The following is a 25,725-nucleotide window of genomic DNA, read 5'->3' on the forward strand; positions in this document are numbered from 1 at the left end:
CTACCGTGACCGACGTCTTCGGCACGTCCCACAAGGACGTCCACGAGCAGGTCGTCTTCTGCGCCGACGAGCAGAGCGGCCTGCGTGCGATCATCGCCGTCCACAGCACGGCCCTCGGGCCCGCGCTCGGCGGCACCAGGTTCTATCCGTACGAGAACGAGCAGGCGGCCCTGGCCGACGTGCTCAACCTGGCCAAGGGCATGTCCTACAAGAACGCCCTGGCCGGCCTCGACCTCGGCGGCGGCAAGGCCGTCATCATCGGCGACCCGGCCAAGGTCAAGAGCGAGGCGCTGCTGCGCGCCTACGGCAGGTTCGTCGAGTCGCTCGGCGGGCGCTACATCACCGCCTGCGACGTCGGCACCTTCAGCGAGGACATGGACGTCGTCGCCCGCGAGTCCCGCCACGTCACCGGCCGCACCCTGGCCCACGGCGGTGCCGGCGACTCCTCGGTCCTGACCTCGTTCGGCGTCTTCCAGGGCATGCGCGCCTCGGCCGAACGGGTCTTCGGCACGCCGTCGCTGCACGGCAGGCGGGTCGGCGTCGAGGGAGTCGGGAAGGTGGGCCACCGCCTGGTCGACCTCCTGCGCGAGGACGGCGCCGAGGTCGTGATCTGCGACGTCGACCCGCGGGCCGTCGAGCGGGTGCGCCAGCGGCATCCGGAGGTCGAGGTGGTCGCCGACGCCCAGGCGCTCACCACGTCCGACATCGACGTCTTCGCGCCCTGCGCGCTGGGCGGCGCGCTCGACGACGCCACGGTGGCCGGTCTGCGGGCGAAGATCGTCTGCGGCGCGGCCAACAACCAGCTCGCGCATCCCGGCGTCGAGAAGCAGCTGGCCGACCGCGGGATCCTGTACGCGCCCGACTACGTGGTCAACTCCGGCGGCGTCATCCAGGTCGCCGACGAGATCGAGGGCTTCAGCATGGACCGCGCCAGGGCGAAGGCGGCCCAGATCTACGACACGACTCTGAAGATCTTCGGGATCGCGGCGGACGAGGGCGTTCCGCCGGCTGTGGCAGCGGATAGGCTAGCTGAGCGCAGAATGTCGGAAGTCGGGCGTATTAGGGCCATTTGGCTGGGCCACTGACGCCCCACGCCCATACGACGTACCGAGCTGGGCACAAAACAGGTACGGTAATAGGCGAACGATAGGCTGACGTCCAAAGTCAGGCGGCGTCAGTGTGTGGTGCGTTAGCGACGAGGGGTCGGGGACGACCCCACACGAGGGGGTCGAGCCAATGGGGCGCGGCCGAGCAAAGGCCAAGCAGGTCAAGGTTGCTCGCCAGCTGAAGTACAACAGCGGTGGCACGGATCTTGACCGTCTGCGCGACGAACTCGGGGTCGGAGACTCCAGCAATGACGACGCCGACGACCTCAACGATGAGCTGGCGGATCGCTATGCCGATTACGCCGATGACTACGGCTCCGGGGACGACGAAGACGGCCGTCCCGGTCGCCGATAGCCGTTCTTCAGAGTGACGTGGCCGAGGATCCGGCATGTGCCGGATCCTCGTTCATGAGCGTCGGGCCCCACGGGCAACCGTGGGGCTTTCGTCACGCTTGCGTGCGGTCGAGAAAGCCCGCGACCAGCGGCGCGATCTCGGGGAGCCTGTCCTCCAGCGCGAAGTGCCCGGTGTCGAGCACGTGCAGCTCGGCGTCCGGCAGGTCCCGCAGGTAGGCGTGCGCGCCCGGTTCCGGGAAGAAGGCGTCGTTGCGGCCCCACACGATCAGCGTGGGCGGCCGGTGGCGGCGCAGCCATGCCTGCCAGTCGGCGTAGAGCGCGAGGTTGGAGCGGTAGTCGAGCGAGAGCGCGAGCTGGGCTTCCCGGCGTCCGGGCAGGTCCAGGAAGTGCTGGTCGAGGGTCCATCCGTCGGGTGCGACCGCTGAGACGTCCGACGCGCCGCCCTCGTACTGGCCGCGCGTGACGGGCAGGGTGAACAGGTCGCCCAGGCTCTCCGCGGGCGCGTGGATGGTGGTGCGCGCCAGGTCCGACAGGCCCTCGTCGTAGGCGTTGGCGTTCTGGACGATCAGGCCGGCGATCCATTCGGGGTGCCGGGTGGCCAGGCGGAAGCCGACGGGGCCGCCGAAGTCGAAGGCGTACCAGACGAAGCGGTCTAGGCCGATCTTCTGCACGAAACCCTCGACCACGTCGGCCAGGCGGTCGAAGGAGTAGACGAAGTCGCCGGGGGCCTCGGTGTGGCCGAAGCCGGGATAGTCCGGCGCGATCAGGCGGTAGCGCGTGCCCAGCGCGTCCATCAGGCGTCTGTACTGGTGGGAGGCCGAGGGGAAGCCGTGCAGCAGGAGCACGGGGATGCCGTCGCGCGGGCCCGCCTCCCGGTAGAACACCTGCACGCCTTCCACGTCCACGAAACCGTGGCGGATCTCCGGGATCTCCATGCCTAATGCCTTTCTCGCGCAATGATGCGTTAGTTATAGCGGGCAGACTTCTAACAGGTCAAGGGGGAGATGTAGCATTAGGAACCATGGAGTTCCTGATCGGTGAGCCGCTCGCGCTGGACCTGGTGAACACCCGGGCCGAGGACTTCGACGTCCTCGACACGCCCGACGTGTTCGGGAACTGGCTCGATCGTCAGGCGGGCCGGCTGACCTCCGTCGGGGGGCCGTACACGGCGGACGACCTGGGCGCGGTCCGGGAGTTGCGGGCGCACGTGGCGGCGGCGGTCGACGCCGTGCGCCGGGGCGAGAGACCGGCCGGCGAGGCGGTCGGGGCGATCAACGACGCGATGCGCGCCGCGCCCGCGTACGGGCAGCTGGACGTCACGGACGGCGGGCTCACCAAGGGCGCGCGCAGGGACGGCGACCGGCTCGCCCGCCTGATCGCGCAGCTCGCCGAGGCCGCGGCCGACCTGCTCACCGATCCGGCGGCGAGCCGGATCCGGGCCTGCGAGGGGCCCCGGTGCCGCATGATCTTCCTGCCCGCCCACCCCCGGCGGCGCTGGTGCTCACCGGAGCTGTGCGGCAACCGGGTGCGCGTCGCCCGCCACTACCAGCGGCACAAGACCGGCTGAACGGGGGCCGGGGTCGAGCCGGCCCCCTTCGGGTCAGCGGTAGCGGGCCTGGCCCGAACCCTGGACGATCTCGCCCAGCACCCACGCGTGCAGACCGCGCTCGGCGAGCAGCCGGATCGCCTCGTCGGCCGAGCCGGGCGCCACCACGGCCGCCATGCCCACGCCGAGGTTGAACGTACGGTCCATGTCCTTCTGGGCGATCTGCCCGTGCCCGGCAAGGACGCCGAAGATCGCCGGCGGGGTCCAGGACGACCGGTCGAGCAGCGCGTCGAGGTGGCCGGGCAGCGACCGCGACAGGTTGGCCTCCAGGCCGCCGCCCGTGATGTGCGCGAAGGCGTGCACCTCGGTCGTGCGGGCCAGGTGGAGGCAGTCGAGCGAGTAGACGCGGGTCGGCTCCAGCAGCTCCTCGCCCAGCGGACGGCCCAGCTCGGGCAGCACCGCGTCGAGCGACAGCGACGCCTCGCGCAGCACGTGCCGAACCAGCGAGTAGCCGTTGGAGTGGATGCCGGAGGAGGCCAGCCCGAGGACCGCGTCGCCCTCGCGGATCCGGTCGGGGCCCAGCATGGCGTCGGCCTCGACCACGCCGGTGCCGGCTCCGGCCAGGTCGTACTCGTCGGGGCCCATGGCGCCCGGGTGCTCGGCGGTCTCGCCGCCGACCAGCGCCGCGCCGGCCAGCCGGCAGCCCTCGGCCACGCCGCCGACGATCTCGGCGACGCGCTCGGGCACGACCTTGCCGACGGCGATGTAGTCGGTCATGAACAGCGGCTCGGCCCCGCAGACCACGAGGTCGTCGAGGACCATGCCGACCAGGTCGATGCCGATCGTGTCGTGCTTGCCGTAGCGCTGGGCGATCATGACCTTCGTGCCCACGCCGTCGGTGGAGGAGGCGAGCAGCGGACGCCGGTAACGCAGCAGCGCCGAGGCGTCGAAGAGCCCGGCGAAGCCGCTGGCGTCGTCGACCACCTCCGGCCGGCGGGCCCGCGCCACCTTGTCCTTCATCAGGGTGACGGCGCGCTCGCCCGCCTCGATGTCGACGCCGGCGGCCTCGTAGGTACTCACGCTTTGCTCTCCAACACGAACTTGCCCACGTTGTCCTGGTCGATGGGGATCGGGTACGAGCCGTCGAAGCAGGCCCGGCAGAGCCGCTCGGCGGGGATGGTGGTGGCCTTGGTCAGGCCCTCCAGGGAGATGTACCCCAGCGAGTCGGCGCCCAGCGAGGCCCGGATCTCCTCGACCGACAGCGAGCCGGCGATCAGCTCGGCGCGGGTCGCGAAGTCGATGCCGTAGAAGCACGGCCAGGCCACGGGCGGCGAGGAGATGCGGACGTGCACCTCGCGCGCCCCCGCCTCGCGCAGCATCTTCACGATGGCGCGCTGGGTGTTGCCGCGCACGATCGAGTCGTCGACGACCACCAGGCGCTTGCCCGCGACGACCTCGCGCAGCGGGTTGAGCTTGAGCCGGATGCCGAGCTGGCGGATGGTCTGCGAGGGCTGGATGAACGTGCGGCCCACGTAGGAGTTCTTCACCAGGCCCTGGCCGTAGGGGATGCCGCTCTCCTCGGCGTAGCCGACGGCGGCCGGGGTGCCGGACTCGGGCGTGGGGATGACCAGGTCGGCCTCGACCGGGTGCTCGCGGGCCAGCACGCGGCCGACCTCGACCCGGGTGACCTGCACGCCGCGGCCCGCGATCGTGGTGTCGGGACGGGCGAGGTAGACGTACTCGAACAGGCAGCCCTTGGGGTCGGGCAGGGCGAACCGGCGGGACCGGACGCCGTCCTCGTCGATGGTGAGCAGCTCGCCGGGCTCGATCTCGCGGACGAACGTGGCACCCACGATGTCGAGGGCCGCCGTCTCGGAGGCCACCACCCAGCCGCGCTCCAGGCGGCCCAGGACCAGCGGGCGGATGCCCTGCGGGTCGCGGGCCGCGTAGAGCGTCTTCTCGTCCATGAACACCAGCGAGTACGCGCCCTTGACCTGCGGCAGCAGCTCGGCCGCCGAGTCTTCGATGGAACGCGTGCGATCCTGGGCGAGCAGCGAGGCCAGGATCTCGGTGTCGGTGGTCGCCCGGGTGGAGCCGGGAGCCAGGCGCTCGGCCAGCTCCGGCGTGTTGATCAGGTTGCCGTTGTGCGCGAGCGCGAGCCCGCCGACCTCGGTGGAGCTGAGGGTCGGCTGCGCGTTCTCCCACACGCTCGAACCGGTGGTGGAGTAACGGCAGTGGCCGATGGCCAGGTGGCCGCGGAGGGTGCCCAGCACCGACTCGTCGAAGACCTGGGCCACCAGGCCCATGTCCTTGTAGACGAGGATGCGGCTGCCCTCGCTGACCGCGATGCCCGCGGACTCCTGGCCGCGGTGCTGCAACGCGTACAGCCCGTAGTAGGTGAGTTTGGAAACTTCCTCGCCTGGCGCCCAGACGCCGAAGACGCCACAGGCGTCTTTGGGTGCGCGGTCTTGGGGGTCCAGGTCATGGCCGAGCCGGCCGTCGCCCTTCAGCACATGCCTCAGTTTAGGTTGCGGGCTTCCGTGCTCGCACACCCGGGTGCTCCATCAGCCGACGTGGGACGATCTGCCGGCGTTGGATCCGTCGCGGACGAACTCCCCGGTGACGTTGCGGTTCGCCGCCGATCCGAGGAAATGGATCAGCGCCGCCATGTCGTCGGCGGTCGAGAGCCGGCGGCTCGGCGTGCGGGCCGCGACGCGGTCGAGGACCTCCTGGGTGACCGGGCGCTCGGCCTCGGTGATCGTGAGCCCGGCCACGGCCACGTTGACCAGCACGCCGTCCCTGCCGGCCTCCCAGGCCAGGGCGCGGGCCATGCCGTGCAGGGCCATCTTGGCGGTGCCGTACGGGCCGGGGCCCGGCTGGCCCTCCTCGGCGGCGCCCGAGGAGACGAAGACGATCCGGCCGAAGCCGTTCCTCCGCATCCCGGGCAGGAGGGCCTGGACGAGCAGGGCGTTGCCGACGACGTTCGCGTGCAGGGCGGCCGTCCATTCGGCGGCGGGCACGTCCTCGAAGCTCATGCTGTTGGGCATGATCGTGCCCCAGCGGACGGCGTTGAGCACGAGGGCGTCCACCGGGCCCGCCTGGGCGGCGGCGGGCGCGATGGTGGCGTGGTCCTCCAGGTCCAGGTGGACGGCCGCCGCCTGGCCGCCCGACTCCTCGATGCGCTTGACGACCTCGGCGGCGCGGCCGGGGCCGGTGTTGTAGGTGATCGTGACCCGTGCGCCGGCCCTGGCGTAGGCGAGCGCGGTGGCGGCGCCGATGCCGGAGGAGCCGCCGGTGATGAACGCGTGCATGGGGATGCCTCTCTTGATTAGCCGACTAATTAGCCAGCTAAGTCGCTTTTGGGCGCTGGAGGCAAGGGGGTTTCGCTCTCGGTGAAGAGGGTTACTGGGGGATGGCGCGGACGAGGCGGGACAGCAGGGCGCGTTCGGTGTCGTCCAGGCCGTGCTGGAGTTCTTCGTCGGTCCTGGCCCAGATCTCCTCGACCGGCTCGCGCAGCGCCTTGCCCGCCTCCGTCAGGTGCACGCGGCCCACCCGCGGGCGGTCGGGGTCGGGGGAGCGGTGGACGAAGCCCGCGCGTTCCAGGCGCTGGAGGGTCTTGGTGACGGTCGGCGGCTCCACGCCCAGCCGGGCGATCAGCTCGCCCTGGGTGAGGCCGTCCTGGCGCCACAGCTGGTTGAGCAGCAGCTCCTGGCCCGTGTGCAGGCCCAGTGGCGCCAGGGCGGCGGCCATCCGGTTGCGGTGGGTCTTCATGACCATGATCAGGGCGTACGTCAGGGTCTCGTCCAGCATGCACTCATCTTGCCCGCCGCCTGCCGCTTTGGCGCATGGTGACCCAAGGATGGCGCCCGTCTTACCGTGTCGTGCGCTTTAGCCGATGCCCTCCGCGAAAAGGTGAAGTATCCGGCATGCAGACCCGTCGGGAGACGCAGACGTGACCACACCTGGGGACCCCAACGAACCCCGCGAGGGGCAGGACCCGCAGCACCCCGAAGGCCACCCCCGCGAGGGCCGGCCCGAATCCGCGCCGCCGCAGCACACGCCCGAATGGTGGCGGGAGGGGACGGCCGAGGAGGACCGGCCGGTGCCCGAGGAGGATCGGCCTGCGCCTGAGGAGGAGCCGCCGGAGATCGGGCCGTACGAGGGCGGGCCGACGAGCAACGAGTGGCGTCCGAGCGAGTGGGCCGTCGGCGGCCCGCCCGGCGCCGGGCCGACCGGCGGCGCGGGCACCCCGGAGGGCTGGACCGCCCCCGACCACGAACACGCCCCTGGACATGAGCACGCCCCTGGACATGAGCACGCCCCTGGACATGAGCACGCCTCTGGTCACGAGCACACCCCTGGTCACGAGCGCGGCGCTGGTCATGCGGACGCTCCGCAGGGTGCGGCATCCGGCGAAGGCGCCGGTCCCGGAGAGGGAGGCCGGTCGGGCGGCGGGCGGCACGAGGGTGGGCGGTCCGAGGGTGAAGGAGCTGGGGGGCAGCCCGGGGGTGGGCGGTGGGCGGATGAGTGGCCGTTCGAGGAGGAGCGGGAGGGCGAGGAGCCGATCGCGCCCGTGCCGCCCGTGGTGCCACCGCCGCCACCTGACGTGCCGCCGTCGCACGAGCCCAGGCCCGGGGGCCGTCCCGACCATCCCGACCTGCCCACCTCGCCCGAGACGCCGGGACCGGCCGAGGGCGGCACGTCAGGTGGCGCCAGGACGCGGTGGTCCGGCGGGGACGCCGAGGAGACGCAGGTCTATCCGGTGCCCGGCGGCACCCCGGCCTATCCCGGCTGGGGCACGCAACCGGACGAGGAGCCGAGTCGCCCCGCGCCCTCCCGGTACGAATACGGCGACGTGCCCACCTTCGAGCCCCCGCCCCCCGGCACCCACGCGGCCAGAGGCCCCGAGGAGCCGGGCGCGCGGCCGGGCGGCGCGGAGGGCGGTGCGGAGGGCGCTGAGGGGGCCGGGCGCATCGCAGGAGCGCCGGACTTCCGGAGCCCGGCGGGCGAGGGCACGCCGGGCTCGGCCGGCGCCCCCGCTCCAGGAGGGGTGGAAGGCGCAGCTGGTGCGGAAGGTCCGCTAGGTGCCGAAGGCCGAGCTGGTGCGGAAGGTCCGCGAGGTGCGGAAGGCGCAAGAGGTGCTGAAGGTTCAGGCGGTATCGAAGGCCCCGGAGGCGCCGTAGGCGCGGGTGCTACCGGGGGCGTGGGAGGCGTGCCGACGACACCCGGAGGCGCGGGCGTGCCCCCAGGAGGGCCTGGCGCCCCGTACGGGGGCGAGGGAGCCTACGGCGGCCCCTCAGCGCCCGGCGGCGGTGGCGGCCCCGCGGCATCCGGCGGGCCCACAGCATATGGCGGGCCGACGGCGTCCGGCGGCGGCGGCGAGGGGCCCTATGGCGGGCCAACAGCGTATGGCGGGCCGACTGCGTCCGGCGGCAGGGAGGGGCCCTATGGAGGGCCGGGATCTGGTGGCGGCGAGGGGGCCTATGGGGGGCCGGCGGCCGGAGGGTCCTATGAGGGGGCTCCGGGGGCGTACGAGGCCGGGGGCCGGGACGCGTCCGTTCCCGGCACCACCCCCTCCAGCCCCTATGGCGGCCCGCCCGGTTACGGCCCGCCGCCGGGAGCCCCCGCCTACGGCCAGTACGGCCCCTACGGCGCCCAGCCGACCGCGCCGCCCGGCAGCGGCCTGGCCACCGCCTCGCTGGTGCTGGGCGTGGCGAGCCCGTTCCTGGTGTTCGTCTGCTTCACCGGCGTGCTCACCGCGATCCTGTCGATCGTCTTCGGCTGTGTGGCGCTCGCCAAGCGCGTGGGCAGGGGCCGGGCCATCGCCGGGATCGTGATCAGCGCGTTGTCGCTGGTGTTGTTCGCGATCGTCGCGATCTGGTTCTGGAAGGTGGTCCAGGAGTGCGGCCAGCTTCCCGGCCAGCTCGCCGACCAGTGCTTCGAGAGCAGGTTCCCCTGGATGGGCAAGGGCCGCTAGAGCGGCAGGTGGGCTGACAGGTCGGCGCGGGAGCCGCTCGCCGCGACCGAGCCCCTGGCCATGGCCTCGTCCCAGGTCAGCCGGCCGAGCGCGAGCTCCAGCCAGGTGCGGGCGTCGGTCTCCACCACGTTCGGCGGCGTGCCGCGGGTGTGGCGGGGGCCGGGGACGGCCTGGACGGCCGCGTAGGGCGGCACGCGCACCTCGACCGTGCGGCCGGGAGCCGCGGCGGCCAGCTTCTCCAGCAGGTGGCGCACCGCCTGCCTGGCCGCGTCGCGCTCGGGGGCGAGCCCGCGGTCGTAGGCGGTCAGCACCGCGGCGACCAGGGCGTCGGGCAGGGCCGAGGCGGGGCCGTCGTAGGGCGGCTCGTCGAGGGCGACGAGCTGGCCGTCGAGGGCCGCGCGCAGCTTCTCCGGGTCCATCTTGCGTGGTGGCACGGGTCCATTGTCTCGCGGCAAGCGTTCATCGGGGCGGAGGTCGTCGTTCACCCCGGGTTTCGTTGACGACCGTAACGTCCCCGCCGTACAACCGCGCACATATCTGGAGGACCTGTGGCGAACCCTGAGGCGGGGCGGCTGCTGCCGCTGCTTTCCACCCCGCACAAAGGTGGCCGATCCGCTCTGACCTGTCAGTTCCGTTGCGGGAACGCGTGCGCGCACGACGTGGCCAACACGACGGGCAACGCCTACTTCGGCGACGTGGTGAAGGAGGCGCTGACGCGCCGCGGCGTGCTGCGCGCGGGCGCGCTCGGCGCGCTGGTGGCGGGCGTGGGCGTGGCGGGCGCGGTCCCGGCGCTCGCCGACGAGCCGGCGGCCGAGACCGCCGCCGCGCCGGTCGCGGTGGGCGGGCGCGGCCCGGTTGAGATCGCCTTCACCCCGGTGCCGCCGAACAAGGACGACGCGCTGCGCATCCCCGACGGCTACACCTCCTCCGTGGTCGTGCGCTGGGGCGACCCGGTGCTGCACGACGCGCCGGCCTTCGACTTCGACAACCAGACGGCCGACGCCCAGAACAAGCAGTTCGGCTACAACTGCGACTACGTGACGTTCTTCCCGATGGGTCAGAACCGCGGCCTGCTGTGGGTGAACCACGAGTACACCGACGAGAACCTGATGTTCCGCGGGTACACGGGCGGCGCGGCCGCCACCGAGGAGCAGATCAGGATCGCGCTGGCCGCGCACGGCGGCTCGGTCGTGGAGATCGAGCGGGCGCACGGCACCGGCGAGTGGAAGCTCACCACCAAGGGCCGCCGCCGCTACAACCGGCGCGTCACCGCGCAGACGCCGATGCGCTTCTCCGGCCCCGCCGCCGGTCACGCCCTGCTCAGGACGGCCGCCGACCCCAAGGGCCTGGCGCCGGTCGGCATGCTGAACAACTGCTCGGGCGGTTCCACCCCGTGGGGCACGGTCCTGACCGCCGAGGAGAACTTCGACCAGTACTTCGTCAACGGCGACAAGGTCCCCGAGGCGCAGCGGCCGTACATCTCGCGTTACACGATCACGACGGGCACCCCGGCGAGCAGCCGCCGCTTCGACCGGGTCGAGGAGCGCTTCGACCTGGCCAAGCACCCGAACGAGGCCAACAGGTTCGGGTGGATCGTGGAGATCGACCCGTTCGACCCCGACTCCACGCCGATCAAGCGCACCGCGCTCGGCAGGTTCAAGCACGAGGCCGCCAACACCACCCTGGCCGCGGACGGCCGTCTGGTCGTCTACATGGGTGACGACTCGCGCTTCGAGTACATCTACAAGTTCGTCTCCAAGGACCGGTACATCCCGGGCTTCGACCGTCACAACCGCACCCTGCTGGACGAGGGCACCCTGTACGTCGCCAAGTTCACCGGCGACAGCCCGGCCGCCGAGATCGACGGCTCCGGCAAGCTGCCCTCCGACGGGCTGTTCGACGGCTCGGGCCGGTGGATCCCGCTGGTGTCGGGCGACAAGTCGTACGTGGACGGCATGACCGCCGCCGAGGTGCTGGTCCACACCCGTACGGCGGCCGACAAGGTCGGCGCGACCAAGATGGACCGTCCGGAGGACATGGAGCGCAACCCGGTCACCGGCGGCGTCTACGTGGCCCTGACCAACAACTCCAACCGCACCGCCGCCCAGGTGGACGAGGCCAACCCGCGCCCGTCCAACAAGCACGGTCACATCCTGGAGGTGGCCGAGCGGAACAACGACGCGGGCGAGACCACCTTCGCCTGGTCGCTCCCGCTCGTCTGCGGCGACCCGAACGACCCCGCGACCTACTTCGCCGGCTTCGACAAGACCAAGGTCTCGCCGATCTCGTGCCCGGACAACGTGACGTTCGACGCCGACGGCAACCTGTGGATCTCCACCGACGGCAACCAGCTCGGCAGCAACGACGGCCTGTTCGTCATGCCGGTGCGCGGCTCCGACCGCGGCCACCTGCGCCAGTTCCTCACGGTCCCGCTCGGCGCCGAGACCTGCGGCCCGCTGGTCACCGCGGACCAGAAGAGCGTGTTCGTGGCCGTGCAGCACCCGGGCGAGATCGACGGCGCGACCCCGGAGAACCCGGCCAGCCGCTGGCCCGACGGCGACCAGCCGCGCCCGTCGGTGGCGGTGGTCTGGCACGGCAGTGGCAAGAAGATCGGCAGCTGATCCCCGGTAAAACCAGTTGACCTCAAGTTAACTTGAGGAAATAGTCTCCCATGCATGAGCATGGAAGTGACCGCCTGGCATCAGCTTTACTCGATGAACAACCGGCCGGAGCGTCGCCCGCTGAACAGGGCGACGCTTCGGCGTATCGGCAGGTTCGCCCGTCCCCACCGCCGCAGGATCGTGCTGTTCCTGGTGCTCAGCGTGGTGCTGGCGGGTTTGGCCGTGGTGTCGCCGCTGCTCGCGGGGCGGGTGGTCGACGCGATCTTCAACGGTGAGCCGCTCGGCGTGGTGGTCGTGGTCGCGCTGCTGATCGCGGGCCTGGCGCTCGCCGAGGCCGGGCTCGGCCTGCTGAACCGCTGGCAGTCGGCCACCATCGGCGAAGGGCTGATCCTCGACCTGCGCACGGCGGTCTTCGACCACGTCCAGCGCATGCCGGTCGCGTTCTTCATGCGGACGCGCACCGGGGCGCTGGTGAGCCGGTTGAACAACGACGTGATCGGCGCGCAGCGGGCCTTCACCGACACCTTGTCCAGCGTGGCCGGCAACCTGGTGCAGCTCGTGCTGACGCTCACCGTGATGATCGGCATCTCGTGGCAGATCACGCTGCTCGCGCTGCTGCTCCTGCCGGTGTTCGTGCTGCCCGCGCGCCGGATGGGCGTCCGGATCGCGCGGCTGCGGCGCGAGGCCGCCGACCACAACGCCGCCATGGGCACCCAGATGACCGAGCGGTTCTCCGCGCCGGGCGCGACCCTGGTGAAGCTGTTCGGCCGTCCGGCGCGCGAGTCGGCCGAGTTCGCCGCGCGGGCGCGGCGGGTGCGCGACATCGGCGTGCGCTCGGCCATGAACCAGTCGGTGTTCGTCACGGCCCTGACCCTGGTCTCGGCGCTCGCGCTGGCCCTCGTCTACGGCCTCGGCGGCTTCTACGCCCTGCGCGACCAGCTCGAACCCGGCGCAGTGGTGTCGCTGGCCCTGCTGCTGACCCGCCTCTACGCGCCCCTCACCGCCCTGGCCAGCGCCCGGGTGGACGTGATGAGCGCCCTGGTCAGCTTCGAGCGCGTCTTCGAGGTGCTCGATCTCAAGCCGCTGATCCAGGAGCGCGCGGACGCCCGCGACGTCCCCGAGGGCCCGGTCGCGGTCGAGTTCGACGACGTGCGCTTCGCCTACCCCGCCGCCGACAAGGTGTCCCTGGCCTCGCTGGAGGAGGTCGCCACGCTGGACTCGCGGGGCGGCGAGGAGGTGCTGCACGGCATCTCGTTCACGGCCCTGCCGGGCCAGATGGTGGCGCTGGTGGGCTCGTCGGGGGCCGGCAAGTCCACGATCGCCCAGTTGCTGCCCAGGCTGTACGACGTCGACTCCGGCGCGGTCCGCCTCGGCGGCGTGGACGTACGGGACCTGACCTTCGACGCCATCCGCGACACCCTCGGCATGGTCACCCAGGACGGCCACCTCTTCCACGACACGATCAGGGAGAACCTGCTGCTGGCCAGGCCGGCGGCGAGCGAGGAGGAGATCTGGGACGCCCTGTCCAGGGCCCGGCTGCGGACGCTGATCGAGTCGCTGCCCGACGGCCTGGACACCGTGGTCGGCGAGCGCGGCTACCGGCTGTCCGGCGGCGAGCGTCAGCGGCTCACGATCGCCCGGCTCCTGCTGGCCAGGCCGCGCGTGGTGATCCTGGACGAGGCCACCGCCGCGCTCGACTCCACCTCCGAGGCGGCCGTGCAGGAGGCCCTGGGGGAGGCGCTGGCGGGCCGGACCGCCGTGGTGATCGCGCACCGGCTGTCGACCGTGCGGGCGGCCGACCAGATCCTGGTGATCGAGGACGGCCGCGTGGCCGAGCGGGGCACGCACGCCGAACTGCTGGCCATGGGCGGCCGCTACGAGGAGCTGTACCGCACTCAGTTCGACGAGCCGACGGTCGCCGGGGCGGTGGCCTGAGGCTCGTCCGGCACCGGCGGGCGGCGGGACGGGCGCAGCGCGTAGAGGCCGAGCGGGACGGCGGCCAGCACGATCACCGCCGCGATGACCAGCGTGAACTGGTAGGCGTCGAGGAAGGCGGCCAGCGGGGGCCGGTCGCTCCCGCTCTGGCGGGAGCTGAGGATCGCGCCCAGCACGGTGATGCCGAGCAGGCCGAACACCTCGCGCGAGACGTTCAGCACGCCTGAGGCCACGCCCGCCCTGTCCTTGGGCAGGCCGCCGAGGATCGCCGAGGTCAGCGGCACCAGCAGGCCGCCGCCGAGGCCGTAGAGCAGGAACCAGGGGGCGACGTCGGCGTAGTCGCCGTCGGCCCCGACGCCGGAGATCAGGTAGATCGCCGCGCCCATGAGCGCCATGCCCAGCGCCACCGTGCGGCCGGTGCCGAGCCGCGCGGAGATCCGCTGCGAGGTGATGGCGACGACCGCCATGACCAGGGCCATCGGCACGAACGCCAGGCCGGCCTGCGTGGGGGAGAAGCCGAGCACGTTCTGCAGCCACAGGGCGCTGAAGAAGTAGATGCCGAACACGCCGAACGACCAGATGCCCATGGTCAGCGCGCCGCCGGTGAACACCCGCGAGCGGAAGAGCGACAGGTCGATCATCGGGCGCTCGGACCGCGTCTCGACCAGCGCGAACGCCACGGCCGCAGCCGCCGCGAGCCCGAACGCGGCCAGGATCTCGGCCGACGTCCATCCGGCGCGGTCGCCCTCGATGAGCGCGTAGGTCAGGGAGACCAGCGCGAGCGCCGAGGTGGCCAGGCCGGGCAGGTCGAGCCGGTGCCGGCGGCGGGTGAAGTCGGGCCGGACCGCCCACAGGGCCAGGCCGAGGGTGGCGATCCCGATCGGCACGTTGATCAGGTAGATCCAGCCCCAGTGCAGGTGCTCGCTGATGAAACCGCCGGCCGCCGGGCCGAGCGCCATGGACAGCGCCCCGGACGCGCTCCAGATGCCCACGGCCCTGCCGCGCTCGCCGGGCTCGGGGAAGATCTGGCTGATCAGGGTGAGCGACGTGGGCGTGAGCAGCGCCGCCCCCACGCCCTGGACGGCCCGCGCCGCGATCAGCGCGCCGCCCGAGGTGGCCAGCCCGGCGCCCAGCGAGGCCGCGGTGAAGACGGAGAGCCCGGCCAGGAACACCACGCGGGCCCCGAACAGGTCCGCGAGCCGGCCGCCGACCAGCATGAGCCCGGCGAAGACCAGGATGTACGAGCTCACGATCCACTCCAGCCCGGAGATCGTCAGCCCGAGCTCCCGCTGGATCGTCGGCAATGCGACGTTCCCCACGTTGTTGTCGAGATAGGTCATGAAGGTGCCCAATGTCACGGCACCCAGCGCCCACCATCGCATGTCGCCAACCTCCTATACGCCGTACTTGTACGTCGTACAGTTCAACTTGTACGGCGTATAGTTGTCAACCGTGATGGGAAAACTGGACGCGCGGACCATCGCCGAGCGGGCGCTGGAGATCGGCGACACCGAAGGGCTCGACGCCGTGACGATCCGCCGCCTGGCGACCGACCTGGGCGTGACGCCGATGGCCCTCTACTGGCACTACAAGAACAAGGACCAGCTCCTGGTCGGCATGGCCGACCACCTGGTCGGCGGCTTCGTGCCGCAGCCGGCCGACGAGCGGCCCTGGCAGGAGCAGCTCCGCGACCTGACCCACGGGCTCATCAGGACTCTGCGCACCCATCCCTGCGCCAAGAACGTCATCGAGCAGATCGACCCGATCTCCGTCCCCAACTTCCTGGTCGTCTGGGACAAGGCGCTGGGCCTGGCCCGTACGGCCGGGTTCGACGTGGAGGAGAGCTGCCTGATCACCAAGTACCTGCTGCAGAGCGCCCTGTCGATCGCCGACGCGCCCGTGCACCTCAAGGCCGGCCGGACCGGCGAGGAGATCGCCGAGATGGTCAGGGTCAAGCGGGCCGGCCTCCAGTCGCTGCCGCCCGAGAGGTACCCGTACCTGGTCGAGATGGCCTCACCGCTGGTCGCGGGCGCCGACCCGGCCTTCTACGACTCCTTCGGCGTCGATCTCGTGCTGCGCGGCATCGAGGCGCTGGCCGCCGAGCGTTAGGGTCGGGATCATGCCCTTCGAGCTGGTCTGCGAGATCGAACCGCCCACCAAGCCCGATCTGAAGCGCGTACGCCACCAGATCGGCACGCTCAGCCAGGTCGCCCATTCCTTCCTGATCCCCGACAACCACATCGGCCGGGCCACCGTGTCCAGCGTGGCCGTGGCCCACGAGGTCGAGGCGATGGGCGGGCGCAGCATCGCCTGTCTCAACTCCCGCGACCGCAACCTGCTCGGCTTCCACCGCGACCTGCTGACGGCCGCGGCGTACGGCGTCGACCAGTTCCTGTTCGTCCACGGCGACAAGCCCGCCAGCGGCAGCCGGACCAGCGACCTGACGGTCCGCTCGATGATCGAGGAGGCCAGGGGCTTCTCGCCGGCCTTCCGGGTCGGCGCGGCAGCCGGGCTGCGCCCGCTGCCCGCCTGGAAGCGCGCGGCCGACTTCCTGTTCGCCCAGGTCAGCTTCTCGGTCGAGGCGCAGGTCCGGTGGCGCGAGGCCAACCAGGTCGACGTGCCGGTCTACGCGGGCGTCATGGTGCTGGCCAGCGAGCGCCACGCCCGTACGCTGGCCGCCGCCATCCCCGACATCGCCCTGCCCGGCGAGCTGGTCGAGCGGGTGGCCGCCGACCGCATGGCGGGCGTCGAGGCGGCCTGCGAGCAGGTGTTCGCGCTGCGCGACTCGGGCGCGTTCGACGGCGTGCACCTCATCCCGGTCTCGCGCTACCGAGACGTGGAGTCGAGGCTCGCCGGAGCCCTCTGAGACCGGGCGAGCGCGGCCAGCACCGCGCCGGCCAGCGCCACGGCGAACAGCACCGCGTACGCCCGCTGGAAGCCGTCCATGAGCTGCCCGACGGCCACCGGGGAGAGCGTGGACAGCGTGCCCGCGTACACCTGGGCGCGCAGCGCCGGGCCCACGGAGCTGGTCACGACGCTGAGCGACAGGCCCACGCTGATCACGATGCCGACGTTCATGATCATGACCCGGAAGCCGTTGACCACGCCCAGGCTGCCGCTCGGCAGGGCGGCCATGACCTGGGTGGTGTTGCCGGTCAGGAACGTCCCGCTGCCGCAGCCGGCCACGAACAGGGCGATCCCCGTCACCCAGTACGGCGTCGCCGGGTCGGCCGTCAGCATGAGCGCGCCGAGCCCCAGCGCGCTCATCGCCGCGCCGCCGATCGACAGCCCGTACGGCGAGACCCGCGGCCCGAGCAGCCCCGCGATCGGCGAGGCCAGCCCGATGCCCACCGGCACCGGCAGCACGCTCAGCCCGGCCGAGAACGCGTCGAGCCCGCGCGCCGCCTGGAAGTAGAGCGCGACCACCAGGATCAGCGCGGAACGCGCGAGCGCGTTGCAGAAGGAGGCCAGGTTGGCGTAGGCCAGCAGCCGGCCGCCGAACAGCCGCAGGTCCAGCACCGGGTTGGTCGAGCGCCGCTCGGCCAGCACGATCAGCGGCACCAGCAGCACGAACAGCGCCGCCCCCGTCAGGACGACCGGGCTGGTCAGGCCGCCCGACCCGGCCTCGTTGACCGCCAGCAGCACGGCCGACAGCGCGGCGAACACCAGCACGTTGCCGAGCGCGTCCACCGGCTGCCTGGGCCTCTTCGGCATCTTGCGTAAGATCACCGCGCCCCAGCCGAGCGCGATCAGCCCGGCGGGCACGTTCACCCAGAAGATCCACTGCCAGCCGGCGGTCTCGGCGATCAGGCCGCCGAGCGTCGGACCGGCGAGCTGGGCCACCGACAGCGTGCCGATGTAGACGCCCATGCCCTGGCTGAGCCGTTCGGGCGGGAACGCGTCGGTGATGATCACCGTGCCGTTGGCCAGGATCATGGCCGAGCCGATCGCCTGGAGCACGCGCATGCCGACCAGGAACCAGACGTCCGGCGACAGCCCGGCCAGCAGCGAGGCCACGGTGAACAGGGCGAAGCCCGCCAGGTACACCTCGCGCCGGCCGAGCAGGTCGGCGACCCGCCCGAAGAACACCAGGCTCGCGGTGTTGACCAGCAGGAACGCCAGCAGGATCCATCCCGACTGCGTCGCGTCGGCGTGGAAGTGCCGCACGACGGTCGGCAGCGCGACGTTGAGCGTGCTGCCGGCGATGCCGATGAGGACGAGGCCCAGGCTGGTGACCGAGCACACGCGCCAGGCGTAGCGCATGCGGGTGCCGGCTTCGGGGGTGACCGCGACCATGCCTCCCACTATGACGTACGTCGTACGTCCGTTTTGTACCAGGGGTCACCTGGCTCGCCTGCGTAACCCCTCGACGTCGTGGATGACCACCCGCCGCCGGCCGGTCTCGATGAGCCCGCGGTCGCGCAGGGTCCGCAGCGCCTTGCTGACCGCCTCCCGCGAGGAGCCCGTCCAGCCGGCCAGCTCGTCCTGGCTGAGCGGCAGGGCCACGCGCACGCCGGTGCTGGTGGGCTCGCCGTACCGGTCGGCCAGTTCGAGCAGCCGGGTCGCCACCCGGCCGGTGGTGTCGAACGCGCCGTACTCGATGCGCTTGCGGTCGGCGTCGCGCAGCCGGCCGACGACCAGTTGCAGGAGCAGGACGGCGATGCGGCCGTGCGCGGCCAGGAAACCGCTGAAGTCGCGGACCACGATGCCCTCGATGGGCTCCAGCGCGGTCACGGTGGTCGAACGCGGCAAACCGTCCACGGCCGACATGTCGCCCAGCAGCGCCCCCGGGCCGCGTACCGCGAGGACCACCTCGGTGCCGCTGCTCGTGTGCGAGGACACCTTGACCCGGCCCTGCGTCAGCACGAGCACCCAGTCGGCCGCGTCGCCCTCGGTGATCACCGTCGTGCCGCGGTCCCATCGGCGCGGGCGCCCGGCGGCTCGCAGCGCCTCGACCTCCTCGGCGGTGAGCAGGGAAAGGAACTCGCCGGGCTCTGGATCCATGCGCCGATTATGTACGTACGGCTATTGCCGTTCTATGGCATTCCAGTCAGAACGTACGCGGCCACGAGTTCTTCCCTGCCCTTCAGGCTGAGCCGTCCGAGGGCGTTCACCGAGGCGTCGCGGCCGAGCTGCCTGAGGGTCGTCTCGCCGATCACCACCGTCCCCGGCTCGGCCAGGGCCTGGAGCCTGGCGGCCACGTTGACGCAGTCGCCCATCGCGTTGAAGCCGCGTAACTCGGGGCTGCCGATGTTGCCGACCAGCGCGGGGCCGGTGTTGACGCCCACCCGGAAGGTCGGCCACTCCACCTCGCCGACGCGTTTCCAGGCCATCTCCTCGGCCACCTCGGCGGCGGCCCGCTGCATCTCCAGCGCGGCCCGGCAGGCCGCCCTGGCGTGACCGGCCTGCGGGGCGGGCGCGTTGAACAGGGCCAGCATCGCGTCTCCGACGAACTGCACGATCGTGCCGCCGTTGTTCAGCACGCACGGGACGGCGGCCGTGTGGTACCGGTTGAGCATCTCGACGATCTCGCCGGGCGCGACCTGCTCGGAGAAGGTGGTGAACCCCTTGAGGTCGGCGAAGAGCGCGGTCAGCTCCCGCAGCTCGCCGCCGAGCGCCGCCCGCGCCGGGTCGGCGAGCAGGGCGTTGGCCACGTCGGGCGACATGTACTGGCGGAAGAGGGTGTCCAGCTCCTGGTAGAGGCGGGCGTTCTCCAGCGAGATGGACAACTGGCCGGCGAGCGTGGCGGCCAGCGCCTCGTCGTGGCCGCCGCGGCCCACCGGCACCTCCAGCACGCCGGCCAGGTGGCCCCTGACCGTGAGCGGGTAGGCCAGCCGGTGGTCGCGGCGGATCGGGCCGTCGCCCTCGAACTCGTACGCGCGCGAGCCGATCTGGGTCTTCCCCTCCGACACCAGTGCGATCTTGACGTCTCCGTACGCCTGCCTGACCCGGTCGAGCGCGGTGGTCAGCAGCTCGCCCTCCGGCAGGCCCACGCGGGTCTGCGCACTCACCGCCACCAGCGCGGCCAGCCGCTCCGACAGCTCCCGCTCGTGGGCCAGCGCCGTCCCGGCCCGGTCGAGCACGGCGGCCTGGCTCTCGTTCAGCCGGAACTTGCCCGACAACCGGGCCGCGGCCAGCGGCTCGCCGCGGCGTACGTGCTCGACCAGCTCCTCCAGGGCCTGGTCGTAGTCCTGCTGGAGACGGGCGACGGTCGCCGCCAGCGTCACCGAGTCGAACAGCCCCGCGCTCGACCCCTCGCGCCGGAACTGCAGGTAGGCGCTGTAGGCCACGAACACGAAGGCGAGGGTGAGCAGCGCGTGCCACTCCCACCACGTCAGGTGCCAGTTGAGCTGCGACATCCCGGCGACCATCGCCTCGGCCAGCAGCGCGTACGCGGTGATCAGGCTGACCAGCATGGCCGAGGGGCGGCGGCGGTGGAGCAGGAACATCAGCACGCCGGCCGCGCCGTACAGCAGGACGCCGGGGATCGAGGCCGCGCCCAGCCAGCTCACCGGCGCGACCGGCGGCGGCTGACTGAGCTCGGTCAGCTCGGGCACCAGGGAGACCAGCGCCCACAGCAGCATGAACCCGAACAACACCGCCCGGACGAAGTGCTGCCCCGCGAGCACGCTCCTGGCCGCCCGCTCGCCCAGCGGCAGGGCCGAGGCGAACGCGAACATCGAGGCGATCGTGAGCCCCACCTGCTGCCCCAGGTCGAAGCCCAGCGAGCCGGTCGGCAGGATGATCCCCGGCGTGGCCAGGCCGTGCAGGAGGAAGAAGCCCGCGCTGCTGAGGAACACCATGGAGACCAGGAACAGCCGGGCGTCCTGACGGCGGCGCGCGGCCTCGGTGATCAGCCCGCCGAGCGCCACGTTGATCCCGGCCACCGCGAGGATCATCCAGAAGTGGCTCGCGTTGTGCTGCCAGACGACGTTGAGGTGGGGCTGGGCGAGCAGCAACCAGAGCCCCAGCAGGGGAAGGGCGAGGTGGATGACCCAGACCACGCCTCGGACGGGCTGCGTGGCCGGCGGCAGGTAGGTGCTGGGCACAGACCCGATTATGCACGCGGGATCGCCGCCGCCAATGCGTCCTTTTACCCACTACGACGGCGACAGTCGGTCAATCCGGTCAGTAACCCTCCGTTTCGTGACAAATACGTTATGTAGTTTCTGCCAACCTTTGGAACGGTCGAAACGTGAATCTCATGCACCACATGAGCATCACTTGTTTCCTGGAAGGAAAGCCGTGGCTATCAACGTTCGCGGTGGGCGTACGCTCACCCTCGCCACTGTCGGAGCGCTCGCCGCCTCGCTCCTCGCCGTCGGTGGCGTGGCCACCGCCTCGTCGGCGGCGAGCGAGGTGTACGCCTGCGTGCACAAGAAGACGCGGTACGTCCGCATCGTCAACCCGACCACGCCGTGCCGCAAGACCGAAGAGCGCATCGTGATCGGCGGCAGCACGACGCAGCTGAACGGCGGCACGTCCGGCCCCAAGGGCGACCAGGGCCCCCAGGGCAAGCAGGGCCCGCAGGGCGAGACGGGTCCGGTGGGCCCCCAGGGCAAGCCCGGCCTCCCCGGCAAGGACGGCAAGGACGGCCTGCCTGGCAAGAACGGCCAGGACGGCAAGGACGGCGAGCGCGGCCCGGCGGGCCCCCAGGGCCCCAAGGGCGACGACGGCAAGCAGGGCCTCCCCGGCAAGAACGGCCAGGACGGCAAGGACGGCAAGGACGGCGAGCGCGGCCCGGCGGGCCCCCAAGGCCCGCAGGGCCCCAAGGGTGAGCCCGGCAAGGACGGCGCCGGCGCCGCCTACACCACCTACACCAACAGCGTGTCCATCACCGGCCTCGGCTCGGAGACCGCAACCTGCAACAACGGCGGCACCCCCACCGGCGGCGGCTTCTCCTTCGGCACCCTGAAGAACGCCGAAGTCCTGGGCAGCTACCCCGGCGCCGGCGGCTGGACGGTGACCGTCGCCAAGGACGACAACGGCGGCGGCAACAACCTCACCGCCGACACGCAGACCACCCAGAGCACCCAGAGCCACGGTGGCGGCAACGGCACCAGCGTCTCCGGCAAGGTGTACGTCATCTGCATCAAGAAGGTCTGACAAAGCGGAAAGGGCCGGTTCGGGGGATCACCCCGCACCGGCCCTTTTCGTTGAACGTCAGCCGAACAGCGCCGGCAGCGTCGCCGAGTGGGTCTCGCGGATCTCCTCGACCCCCACCTCGAACACGCCCTCGACCACCAGCGACGCCCCGCCGGTGACCCCGAGCCCGTAGCACGGCACCTCGTGCCGCCCGCACAGCGCCGCGAACTCCTCGAACGCCTCCGGCCGCACCGCGACCAGGGCCCGCGCCGCCGACTCGCTGAACAGGTCGGTGAACGGCTCGCCGCTCAGCGCCACCGTGGCCCCGATGCCGCGGGCCAGGCACGACTCGGCCAGCGCCACGGCCAGCCCGCCGTCGGACAGGTCGTGTGACCCCTCCAGCAGCCCGCGGGCAGCGGCCTCGACCAGCACGGTCGCCAGCGCCTGCTCGGCCTCCAGGTCGGCGTGCGGCGGCAGGCCGCCCAGGTGGCGGTGGGCCACGTGCGCCCATTCCGAGCCGCCGAACTCCTCGGCGGTGTCGCCGAGCAGCACCACCCGCAGCCCCTCGGCGGTGAACCCGGACGGCACCCGCTTGGCCACGTCGTCGATGACGCCGAGCACGCCCACGACCGGGGTGGGGTTGATGGCCGTCGAGCCCGTCTGGTTGTAGAAGGAGACGTTCCCGCCGGTCACCGGCACGCCGAGGGTGCGGCAGGCGTCGGCGAGCCCGCGTACGGCCTCGGCGAACTGCCACATCACCTCGGGGTCCTCCGGCGAGCCGAAGTTGAGGCAGTTGGTGACGGCCAGCGGCTTGGCGCCGGTCACGGCCACGTTCCGGTACGCCTCGGCCAGCGCCAGCTGCGCCCCCGCGTAGGGGTCGAGCTTGGCGTAACGGCCGTTGCCGTCGGTGGACAGCGCGATGCCCCGCGTCGTCGGCTCGGCTCCGGCGATGACCTCGGAGATGCGCAGCATCCCGGCGTCGGCGGGCTGGGCCAGCACGGTGTTGGAGCGGACGTAGCGGTCGTACTGGGAGGTCACCCACTCCTTGGAGGCCAGGTTGGGCGAGCCGAGGAGCTGCAGCAGGGTGGCCCGCAGGTCGTCGGGGCGCGCCAGCCGGTCGGGGGTGTCGGCGTTGAGCGCGGCCTGCCCGGCCGGCTCGTGGTAGGGACGCTCGTAGACCGGGCCCTCGTCGGCGGCGGTGCCCGGCGGGATGTCCACGATGACCTCGCCGTCCCAGGTCATGACCAGGCGGCCGGTGTCGGTGACCTCGCCGATGACGGTGGCCGGGACGTCCCACTTGGCGCAGATCGCCATGAACGCGGGGATGTCGTCGGGCCGGACCACGGCCATCATCCGCTCCTGGGACTCGCTCATCAGGATCTCCTCGGGCTTGAGCGAGGAGTCGCGGAGCGGGACCAGGTTGAGGTCGACCTTCATGCCGCCGGTGCCCTTGGCGGCCAGCTCGGTCGTGGCGCAGGAGACGCCGGCCGCGCCGAGGTCCTGGATGCCGACGACCACGTCGGCCGCGTAGAGCTCCAGGCAGCACTCGATGAGCAGCTTCTCCATGAACGGGTCGCCCACCTGCACGGCGGGCCGCTTGGCCTGCGACTCGTCCTCGAACGTCGCCGAGGCCAGCACGGACGCGCCGCCGATGCCGTCGGGACCCGTGGACGCGCCGAACAGCACGACCTGGTTGCCCGGCCCCGGCGCGGTGGCCAGCTTGATCTGGTCTTTGCGCAGCAGGCCGACGCACAGCGCGTTGACCAGGGGGTTGCCGATGTAGCAGGGGTCGAAGACGACCTCGCCGCCGATGTTGGGCAGGCCCAGGCAGTTGCCGTAGTGGCTGATGCCCTCGACCACGCCGGGCAGCACCCGCCGGGTGTCCACGGCGTCGGCGCCGCCGAAGCGCAGCGCGTCCATGACGGCGATCGGGCGGGCGCCCATCGACATGATGTCGCGCACGATCCCGCCGACGCCGGTGGCCGCGCCCTGGTGCGGCTCGACGTAGGACGGGTGGTTGTGCGACTCGATCTTGAACGTGGCCGCCCAGCCGTCGCCGATGTCGACGACGCCCGCGTTCTCGCCCATGCCCACGAGCAGCGCCTCGGACTTGGGCGCCTTGGTGGCGAACTGCCGCAGATGCACCTTGGACGACTTGTACGAGCAGTGCTCGGACCACATGACGCTGTAGATGGCCAGCTCGGAGCCGGTGGGACGGCGACCCAGGATCTGCTTGACCCGGTCGTACTCGTCCTGCTTCATCCCCAGCTCGGCGAAGGGCATCGGCTCGTCGGGGGTCTCGGCGGCCCGCTTGACGTTGTCGGTGCTCATGCGTTCACCAGATTCTTCAGGATGGACGTGAAGAAGCCGAGCCCGTCGGTGCTCGGCGCTCCGACCAGCTCCTCCACGGCGTGCTCGGGGTGCGGCATGAGGCCGACCACGTTGCCCGCCTCGTTGCGGATGCCGGCGATGTCGTTGAGCGAGCCGTTGGGGTTGCCCCCGGCGTAACGCACGACGACGTGGCCGCCGGACTCCAGCTCGGCCAGCGTCTCCTCCGAGGCGACGTAACGGCCCTCGCCGTGCTTGACCGGCAGCACGATCTCCTGGCCGCGCTCGAAGGAGCCGGTCCAGGCGGTGGCGGTCTGCTCCACCGTGAGCCGCTGGTCGCGGCAGACGTAGTGGAGCGAGGCGTTGCGGGTGAGCGCGCCGGGCAGCAGGTGGGCCTCGCAGAGGATCTGGAAGCCGTTGCAGGTGCCGATGACCGGCAGACCGGCCTTGGCGGCCGGGACGAGCTCGTCCATCAGCGGGGCGAACTTGGAGATCGCGCCGCACCGCAGGTAGTCGCCGTAGGAGAAGCCGCCGGGCAGGAAGACGGCGTCGACTCCCTTCAGGTCGTGGTCGGCGTGCCACAGCGGGACCGCCTGCGCGCCCACGAGGCGCACGGCTCTGGCGGCGTCCTGGTCGTCGAGAGTTCCTGGAAACGTGACTACGCCCACACGGGCAGCGCTCATGACAGTCGTCCCCTCCGAGGAATGCGCACGCGCGTGCCACCGTCTCTTTGGGGGCGGACGGCGGTCTACGGCGGTGTACTCAGATTATCGGGTGCGCGGCTGTGTTCCGGGCAGCGGGTCGGACGGCGGTCAGACGGCGGCCAGCTCGCGGTGACGGGCGCCCTCGGCCTCGTCGTCCCAGGCGAGCGTCTTGCGCAGGTGGACCGTCGTGCCGCGGCCGGGCGTGGTGCCGAAGGAGATCTCGTCCACCACGGACCGCATGATGAGCAGGCCGCGGCCGTTCTCGGTGTCCGGCGGAGGGAAGTGCAGCGGCATCGACGGGAGGCCGTCGCCGTTGTCGGCGACGCGCACGTCGCAGCGGCCGTAGCCGATCGACGCCGAGACCTCGTAACGGTTGGCGGGGCCGCCGTGTCGCACCGCGTTGGAGCACGCCTCGGAGACGGCGAGCAGCATGTCGGCGATGCAGGTCTCACTCACGTTGAGTGACCGCATCGCGTCGCCAAGCACTCGCCTGACCATCGGTATGCCGATCGCATCCCGAGGCAGCGCCAACGAGAACTCAATATCCACCGGACTCCTCCGGGCTCCGGAATGTCACCTGGAGTAGGTTTCCCTGTGAAATCGGGGCTAACCGCAAAATCACGTTGTTGTTATTTAGTGTTGGCACGCCCGTGGCATTGTGGCATGCCCGAACGCGACTTTAACTCACCAGGGGTAAAACCAGGCATCAAATGTGCCTTCTACCCCTCAACCCGGACGCTGTAGTCCTCGATCACGGTGTTGGCCAGGAGTGTCTCGGCCATCTTCCGTACCTCGTCGAGGGCCGCCTCGTCGGCCGGGCCCTCCAGCTCGACCTCGAACCGCTTGCCCTGACGGACCGCCGAGACGCCGGAGAAACCGAGCCTGGGCAGCGCCCTGGCGATGGCCTGGCCCTGCGGGTCGAGGATCTCGGGCTTGAGCATGACGTCGACGATGACGCGCGCCACTACGTTCCTCCTGGGTGGAGTGGGTGCTTGGGAAAGCAAGCCTACCGGCGCGCATGGCCGTCAACACAACGGGAACGGGGAGGACATGGGGCTTGCGCGGAGTG

General features: G+C 71.6%; 23 protein-coding genes. 9 read left to right on the plus strand and 14 right to left on the minus strand.

What is annotated here, in order from left to right; genetic code table 11:
• Positions 1-5 precede the first annotated feature (5 nt).
• Together ACWCSD_RS08240 and ACWCSD_RS08245 are read left to right on the plus strand one after the other, a co-directional pair.
• A complete protein-coding gene (locus ACWCSD_RS08240; RefSeq protein ID WP_352320458.1) occupies positions 6-1,085 on the plus strand; it encodes a Leu/Phe/Val dehydrogenase in 1,080 nt (359 codons plus the stop codon).
• Between the two features lie 151 nt (positions 1,086-1,236).
• Entirely contained in the window at positions 1,237-1,461 is a 225-nt protein-coding gene (locus ACWCSD_RS08245) for a DUF3073 domain-containing protein (protein WP_358301959.1), read from the plus strand.
• Between the two features lie 91 nt (positions 1,462-1,552).
• On the opposite strand, the gene ACWCSD_RS08250 is transcribed toward ACWCSD_RS08245, so the two are convergent.
• Positions 1,553-2,395, minus strand: a complete 843-nt coding sequence (locus tag ACWCSD_RS08250) for an alpha/beta fold hydrolase (RefSeq protein WP_449913663.1) — start codon at positions 2,393-2,395, stop codon at positions 1,553-1,555.
• Between the two features lie 86 nt (positions 2,396-2,481).
• Here ACWCSD_RS08250 and ACWCSD_RS08255 point away from each other — a divergent pair, with 86 nt between their 5' ends.
• Entirely contained in the window at positions 2,482-3,027 is a 546-nt protein-coding gene (locus ACWCSD_RS08255; RefSeq protein WP_449913665.1) for a CGNR zinc finger domain-containing protein, read from the plus strand.
• A 33-nt stretch (positions 3,028-3,060) separates the two neighbouring features.
• On the opposite strand, the gene purM is transcribed toward ACWCSD_RS08255, so the two are convergent.
• The 4 genes from purM to ACWCSD_RS08275 form a co-directional block, all read right to left on the minus strand.
• The gene (gene purM, locus ACWCSD_RS08260; protein WP_449913667.1) at positions 3,061-4,086 is read right to left on the minus strand and encodes a phosphoribosylformylglycinamidine cyclo-ligase; all 1,026 of its coding nucleotides are present in this window, start codon (positions 4,084-4,086) and stop codon (positions 3,061-3,063) included.
• On the minus strand, positions 4,083-5,519 hold the full coding sequence (gene purF, locus ACWCSD_RS08265; RefSeq protein WP_449913668.1) for an amidophosphoribosyltransferase: 1,437 nt from the start codon (positions 5,517-5,519) through the stop codon (positions 4,083-4,085). Before purF ends, purM begins: the two co-directional genes overlap by 4 nt.
• Positions 5,520-5,570: 51 nt before the next feature.
• Positions 5,571-6,317, minus strand: coding sequence for an SDR family NAD(P)-dependent oxidoreductase (locus ACWCSD_RS08270; protein ID WP_449913669.1), 747 nt, complete (start codon positions 6,315-6,317; stop codon positions 5,571-5,573).
• A 91-nt stretch (positions 6,318-6,408) separates the two neighbouring features.
• A complete protein-coding gene (locus tag ACWCSD_RS08275; protein ID WP_387660719.1) occupies positions 6,409-6,816 on the minus strand; it encodes a MarR family winged helix-turn-helix transcriptional regulator in 408 nt (135 codons plus the stop codon).
• A 142-nt stretch (positions 6,817-6,958) separates the two neighbouring features.
• Here ACWCSD_RS08275 and ACWCSD_RS08280 point away from each other — a divergent pair, with 142 nt between their 5' ends.
• A complete protein-coding gene (locus tag ACWCSD_RS08280; RefSeq protein WP_449913672.1) occupies positions 6,959-8,983 on the plus strand; it encodes a hypothetical protein in 2,025 nt (674 codons plus the stop codon).
• Here ACWCSD_RS08280 and ACWCSD_RS08285 read toward each other — a convergent pair.
• The gene (locus tag ACWCSD_RS08285) at positions 8,980-9,402 is read right to left on the minus strand and encodes a sterol carrier family protein (RefSeq protein WP_352361113.1); all 423 of its coding nucleotides are present in this window, start codon (positions 9,400-9,402) and stop codon (positions 8,980-8,982) included. The genes ACWCSD_RS08280 and ACWCSD_RS08285 overlap by 4 nt on opposite strands.
• A gap of 129 nt (positions 9,403-9,531) precedes the next feature.
• Between ACWCSD_RS08285 and ACWCSD_RS08290 the strand changes: the two genes are divergently transcribed.
• Positions 9,532-11,604, plus strand: coding sequence for a PhoX family protein (locus tag ACWCSD_RS08290; RefSeq protein WP_449913674.1), 2,073 nt, complete (start codon positions 9,532-9,534; stop codon positions 11,602-11,604).
• 54 nt (positions 11,605-11,658) lie between these two features.
• The gene (locus ACWCSD_RS08295; protein WP_449913676.1) at positions 11,659-13,539 is read left to right on the plus strand and encodes an ABC transporter ATP-binding protein; all 1,881 of its coding nucleotides are present in this window, start codon (positions 11,659-11,661) and stop codon (positions 13,537-13,539) included.
• Here the strand turns inward: ACWCSD_RS08295 and ACWCSD_RS08300 are convergent.
• Positions 13,500-14,921 (minus strand): MFS transporter, encoded by a 1,422-nt coding sequence (locus ACWCSD_RS08300; protein WP_449913678.1) that lies wholly within the window; start codon positions 14,919-14,921, stop codon positions 13,500-13,502. The genes ACWCSD_RS08295 and ACWCSD_RS08300 overlap by 40 nt on opposite strands.
• 73 nt (positions 14,922-14,994) lie before the next feature.
• Between ACWCSD_RS08300 and ACWCSD_RS08305 the strand changes: the two genes are divergently transcribed.
• Positions 14,995-15,648 carry a TetR/AcrR family transcriptional regulator gene (locus ACWCSD_RS08305; RefSeq protein ID WP_449913692.1) on the plus strand — a complete coding sequence of 218 codons (654 nt, stop codon included), beginning with the start codon at positions 14,995-14,997 and terminating at the stop codon, positions 15,646-15,648.
• Between the two features lie 10 nt (positions 15,649-15,658).
• A complete protein-coding gene (locus ACWCSD_RS08310; protein WP_352320480.1) occupies positions 15,659-16,405 on the plus strand; it encodes a methylenetetrahydrofolate reductase in 747 nt (248 codons plus the stop codon).
• On the opposite strand, the gene ACWCSD_RS08315 is transcribed toward ACWCSD_RS08310, so the two are convergent.
• Genes ACWCSD_RS08315 through ACWCSD_RS08325 form a run of 3 tightly spaced genes read right to left on the minus strand, consistent with a single transcriptional unit; the run spans position 16,366 to position 20,588 of the window.
• Positions 16,366-17,835 carry an MFS transporter gene (locus tag ACWCSD_RS08315; protein WP_364342886.1) on the minus strand — a complete coding sequence of 490 codons (1,470 nt, stop codon included), beginning with the start codon at positions 17,833-17,835 and terminating at the stop codon, positions 16,366-16,368. The genes ACWCSD_RS08310 and ACWCSD_RS08315 overlap by 40 nt on opposite strands.
• A gap of 45 nt (positions 17,836-17,880) precedes the next feature.
• The gene (locus ACWCSD_RS08320; protein ID WP_397166647.1) at positions 17,881-18,543 is read right to left on the minus strand and encodes a Crp/Fnr family transcriptional regulator; all 663 of its coding nucleotides are present in this window, start codon (positions 18,541-18,543) and stop codon (positions 17,881-17,883) included.
• Positions 18,544-18,575: 32 nt separating this feature from the next.
• A complete protein-coding gene (locus ACWCSD_RS08325; protein WP_397166648.1) occupies positions 18,576-20,588 on the minus strand; it encodes an adenylate/guanylate cyclase domain-containing protein in 2,013 nt (670 codons plus the stop codon).
• A 196-nt stretch (positions 20,589-20,784) separates the two neighbouring features.
• On the opposite strand from ACWCSD_RS08325, the gene ACWCSD_RS08330 reads away from it, so the two are divergent.
• Positions 20,785-21,645, plus strand: a complete 861-nt coding sequence (locus ACWCSD_RS08330; protein WP_449913682.1) for a hypothetical protein — start codon at positions 20,785-20,787, stop codon at positions 21,643-21,645.
• A gap of 57 nt (positions 21,646-21,702) precedes the next feature.
• Here ACWCSD_RS08330 and purL read toward each other — a convergent pair whose 3' ends face one another.
• The 4 genes from purL to purS all read right to left on the minus strand — a co-directional run bounded on the left by purL (position 21,703) and on the right by purS (position 25,621).
• On the minus strand, positions 21,703-23,955 hold the full coding sequence (gene purL / locus ACWCSD_RS08335) for a phosphoribosylformylglycinamidine synthase subunit PurL (protein WP_397166652.1): 2,253 nt from the start codon (positions 23,953-23,955) through the stop codon (positions 21,703-21,705).
• A complete protein-coding gene (gene purQ / locus ACWCSD_RS08340) occupies positions 23,952-24,635 on the minus strand; it encodes a phosphoribosylformylglycinamidine synthase subunit PurQ (RefSeq protein ID WP_352361051.1) in 684 nt (227 codons plus the stop codon). The genes purL and purQ overlap by 4 nt, the downstream gene beginning before the upstream one ends.
• Positions 24,636-24,764: 129 nt before the next feature.
• A complete protein-coding gene (locus tag ACWCSD_RS08345) occupies positions 24,765-25,154 on the minus strand; it encodes an ATP-binding protein (protein ID WP_352361053.1) in 390 nt (129 codons plus the stop codon).
• 221 nt (positions 25,155-25,375) lie between these two features.
• The gene (purS, locus tag ACWCSD_RS08350) at positions 25,376-25,621 is read right to left on the minus strand and encodes a phosphoribosylformylglycinamidine synthase subunit PurS (protein WP_352320496.1); all 246 of its coding nucleotides are present in this window, start codon (positions 25,619-25,621) and stop codon (positions 25,376-25,378) included.
• Positions 25,622-25,725: the final 104 nt, after the last annotated feature.

This window comes from Nonomuraea sp. NPDC001684 (assembly GCF_053596515.1).

What these genes read in the sequence shown, in the direction of transcription:
- ACWCSD_RS08250 (WP_449913663.1), bottom strand. Translation starts at nt 2,395, where the DNA reads ATGGAGATCCCGGAGATCCGCCACGGTTTCGTGGACGTGGAAGGCGTG.
- ACWCSD_RS08300 (WP_449913678.1), bottom strand. Translation starts at nt 14,921, where the DNA reads ATGCGATGGTGGGCGCTGGGTGCCGTGACATTGGGCACCTTCATGACC.
- ACWCSD_RS08255 (WP_449913665.1), top strand. Translation starts at nt 2,482, where the DNA reads ATGGAGTTCCTGATCGGTGAGCCGCTCGCGCTGGACCTGGTGAACACC.
- ACWCSD_RS08275 (WP_387660719.1), bottom strand. Translation starts at nt 6,816, where the DNA reads ATGCTGGACGAGACCCTGACGTACGCCCTGATCATGGTCATGAAGACC.
- purQ (WP_352361051.1), bottom strand. Translation starts at nt 24,635, where the DNA reads ATGAGCGCTGCCCGTGTGGGCGTAGTCACGTTTCCAGGAACTCTCGAC.
- ACWCSD_RS08285 (WP_352361113.1), bottom strand. Translation starts at nt 9,402, where the DNA reads ATGGACCCGGAGAAGCTGCGCGCGGCCCTCGACGGCCAGCTCGTCGCC.
- ACWCSD_RS08305 (WP_449913692.1), top strand. Translation starts at nt 14,995, where the DNA reads ATGGGAAAACTGGACGCGCGGACCATCGCCGAGCGGGCGCTGGAGATC.
- ACWCSD_RS08315 (WP_364342886.1), bottom strand. Translation starts at nt 17,835, where the DNA reads ATGGTCGCGGTCACCCCCGAAGCCGGCACCCGCATGCGCTACGCCTGG.
- ACWCSD_RS08310 (WP_352320480.1), top strand. Translation starts at nt 15,659, where the DNA reads ATGCCCTTCGAGCTGGTCTGCGAGATCGAACCGCCCACCAAGCCCGAT.
- ACWCSD_RS08270 (WP_449913669.1), bottom strand. Translation starts at nt 6,317, where the DNA reads ATGCACGCGTTCATCACCGGCGGCTCCTCCGGCATCGGCGCCGCCACC.
- ACWCSD_RS08295 (WP_449913676.1), top strand. Translation starts at nt 11,659, where the DNA reads ATGAGCATGGAAGTGACCGCCTGGCATCAGCTTTACTCGATGAACAAC.
- ACWCSD_RS08345 (WP_352361053.1), bottom strand. Translation starts at nt 25,154, where the DNA reads ATGGTCAGGCGAGTGCTTGGCGACGCGATGCGGTCACTCAACGTGAGT.
- purL (WP_397166652.1), bottom strand. Translation starts at nt 23,955, where the DNA reads ATGAGCACCGACAACGTCAAGCGGGCCGCCGAGACCCCCGACGAGCCG.
- ACWCSD_RS08320 (WP_397166647.1), bottom strand. Translation starts at nt 18,543, where the DNA reads ATGGATCCAGAGCCCGGCGAGTTCCTTTCCCTGCTCACCGCCGAGGAG.
- ACWCSD_RS08245 (WP_358301959.1), top strand. Translation starts at nt 1,237, where the DNA reads ATGGGGCGCGGCCGAGCAAAGGCCAAGCAGGTCAAGGTTGCTCGCCAG.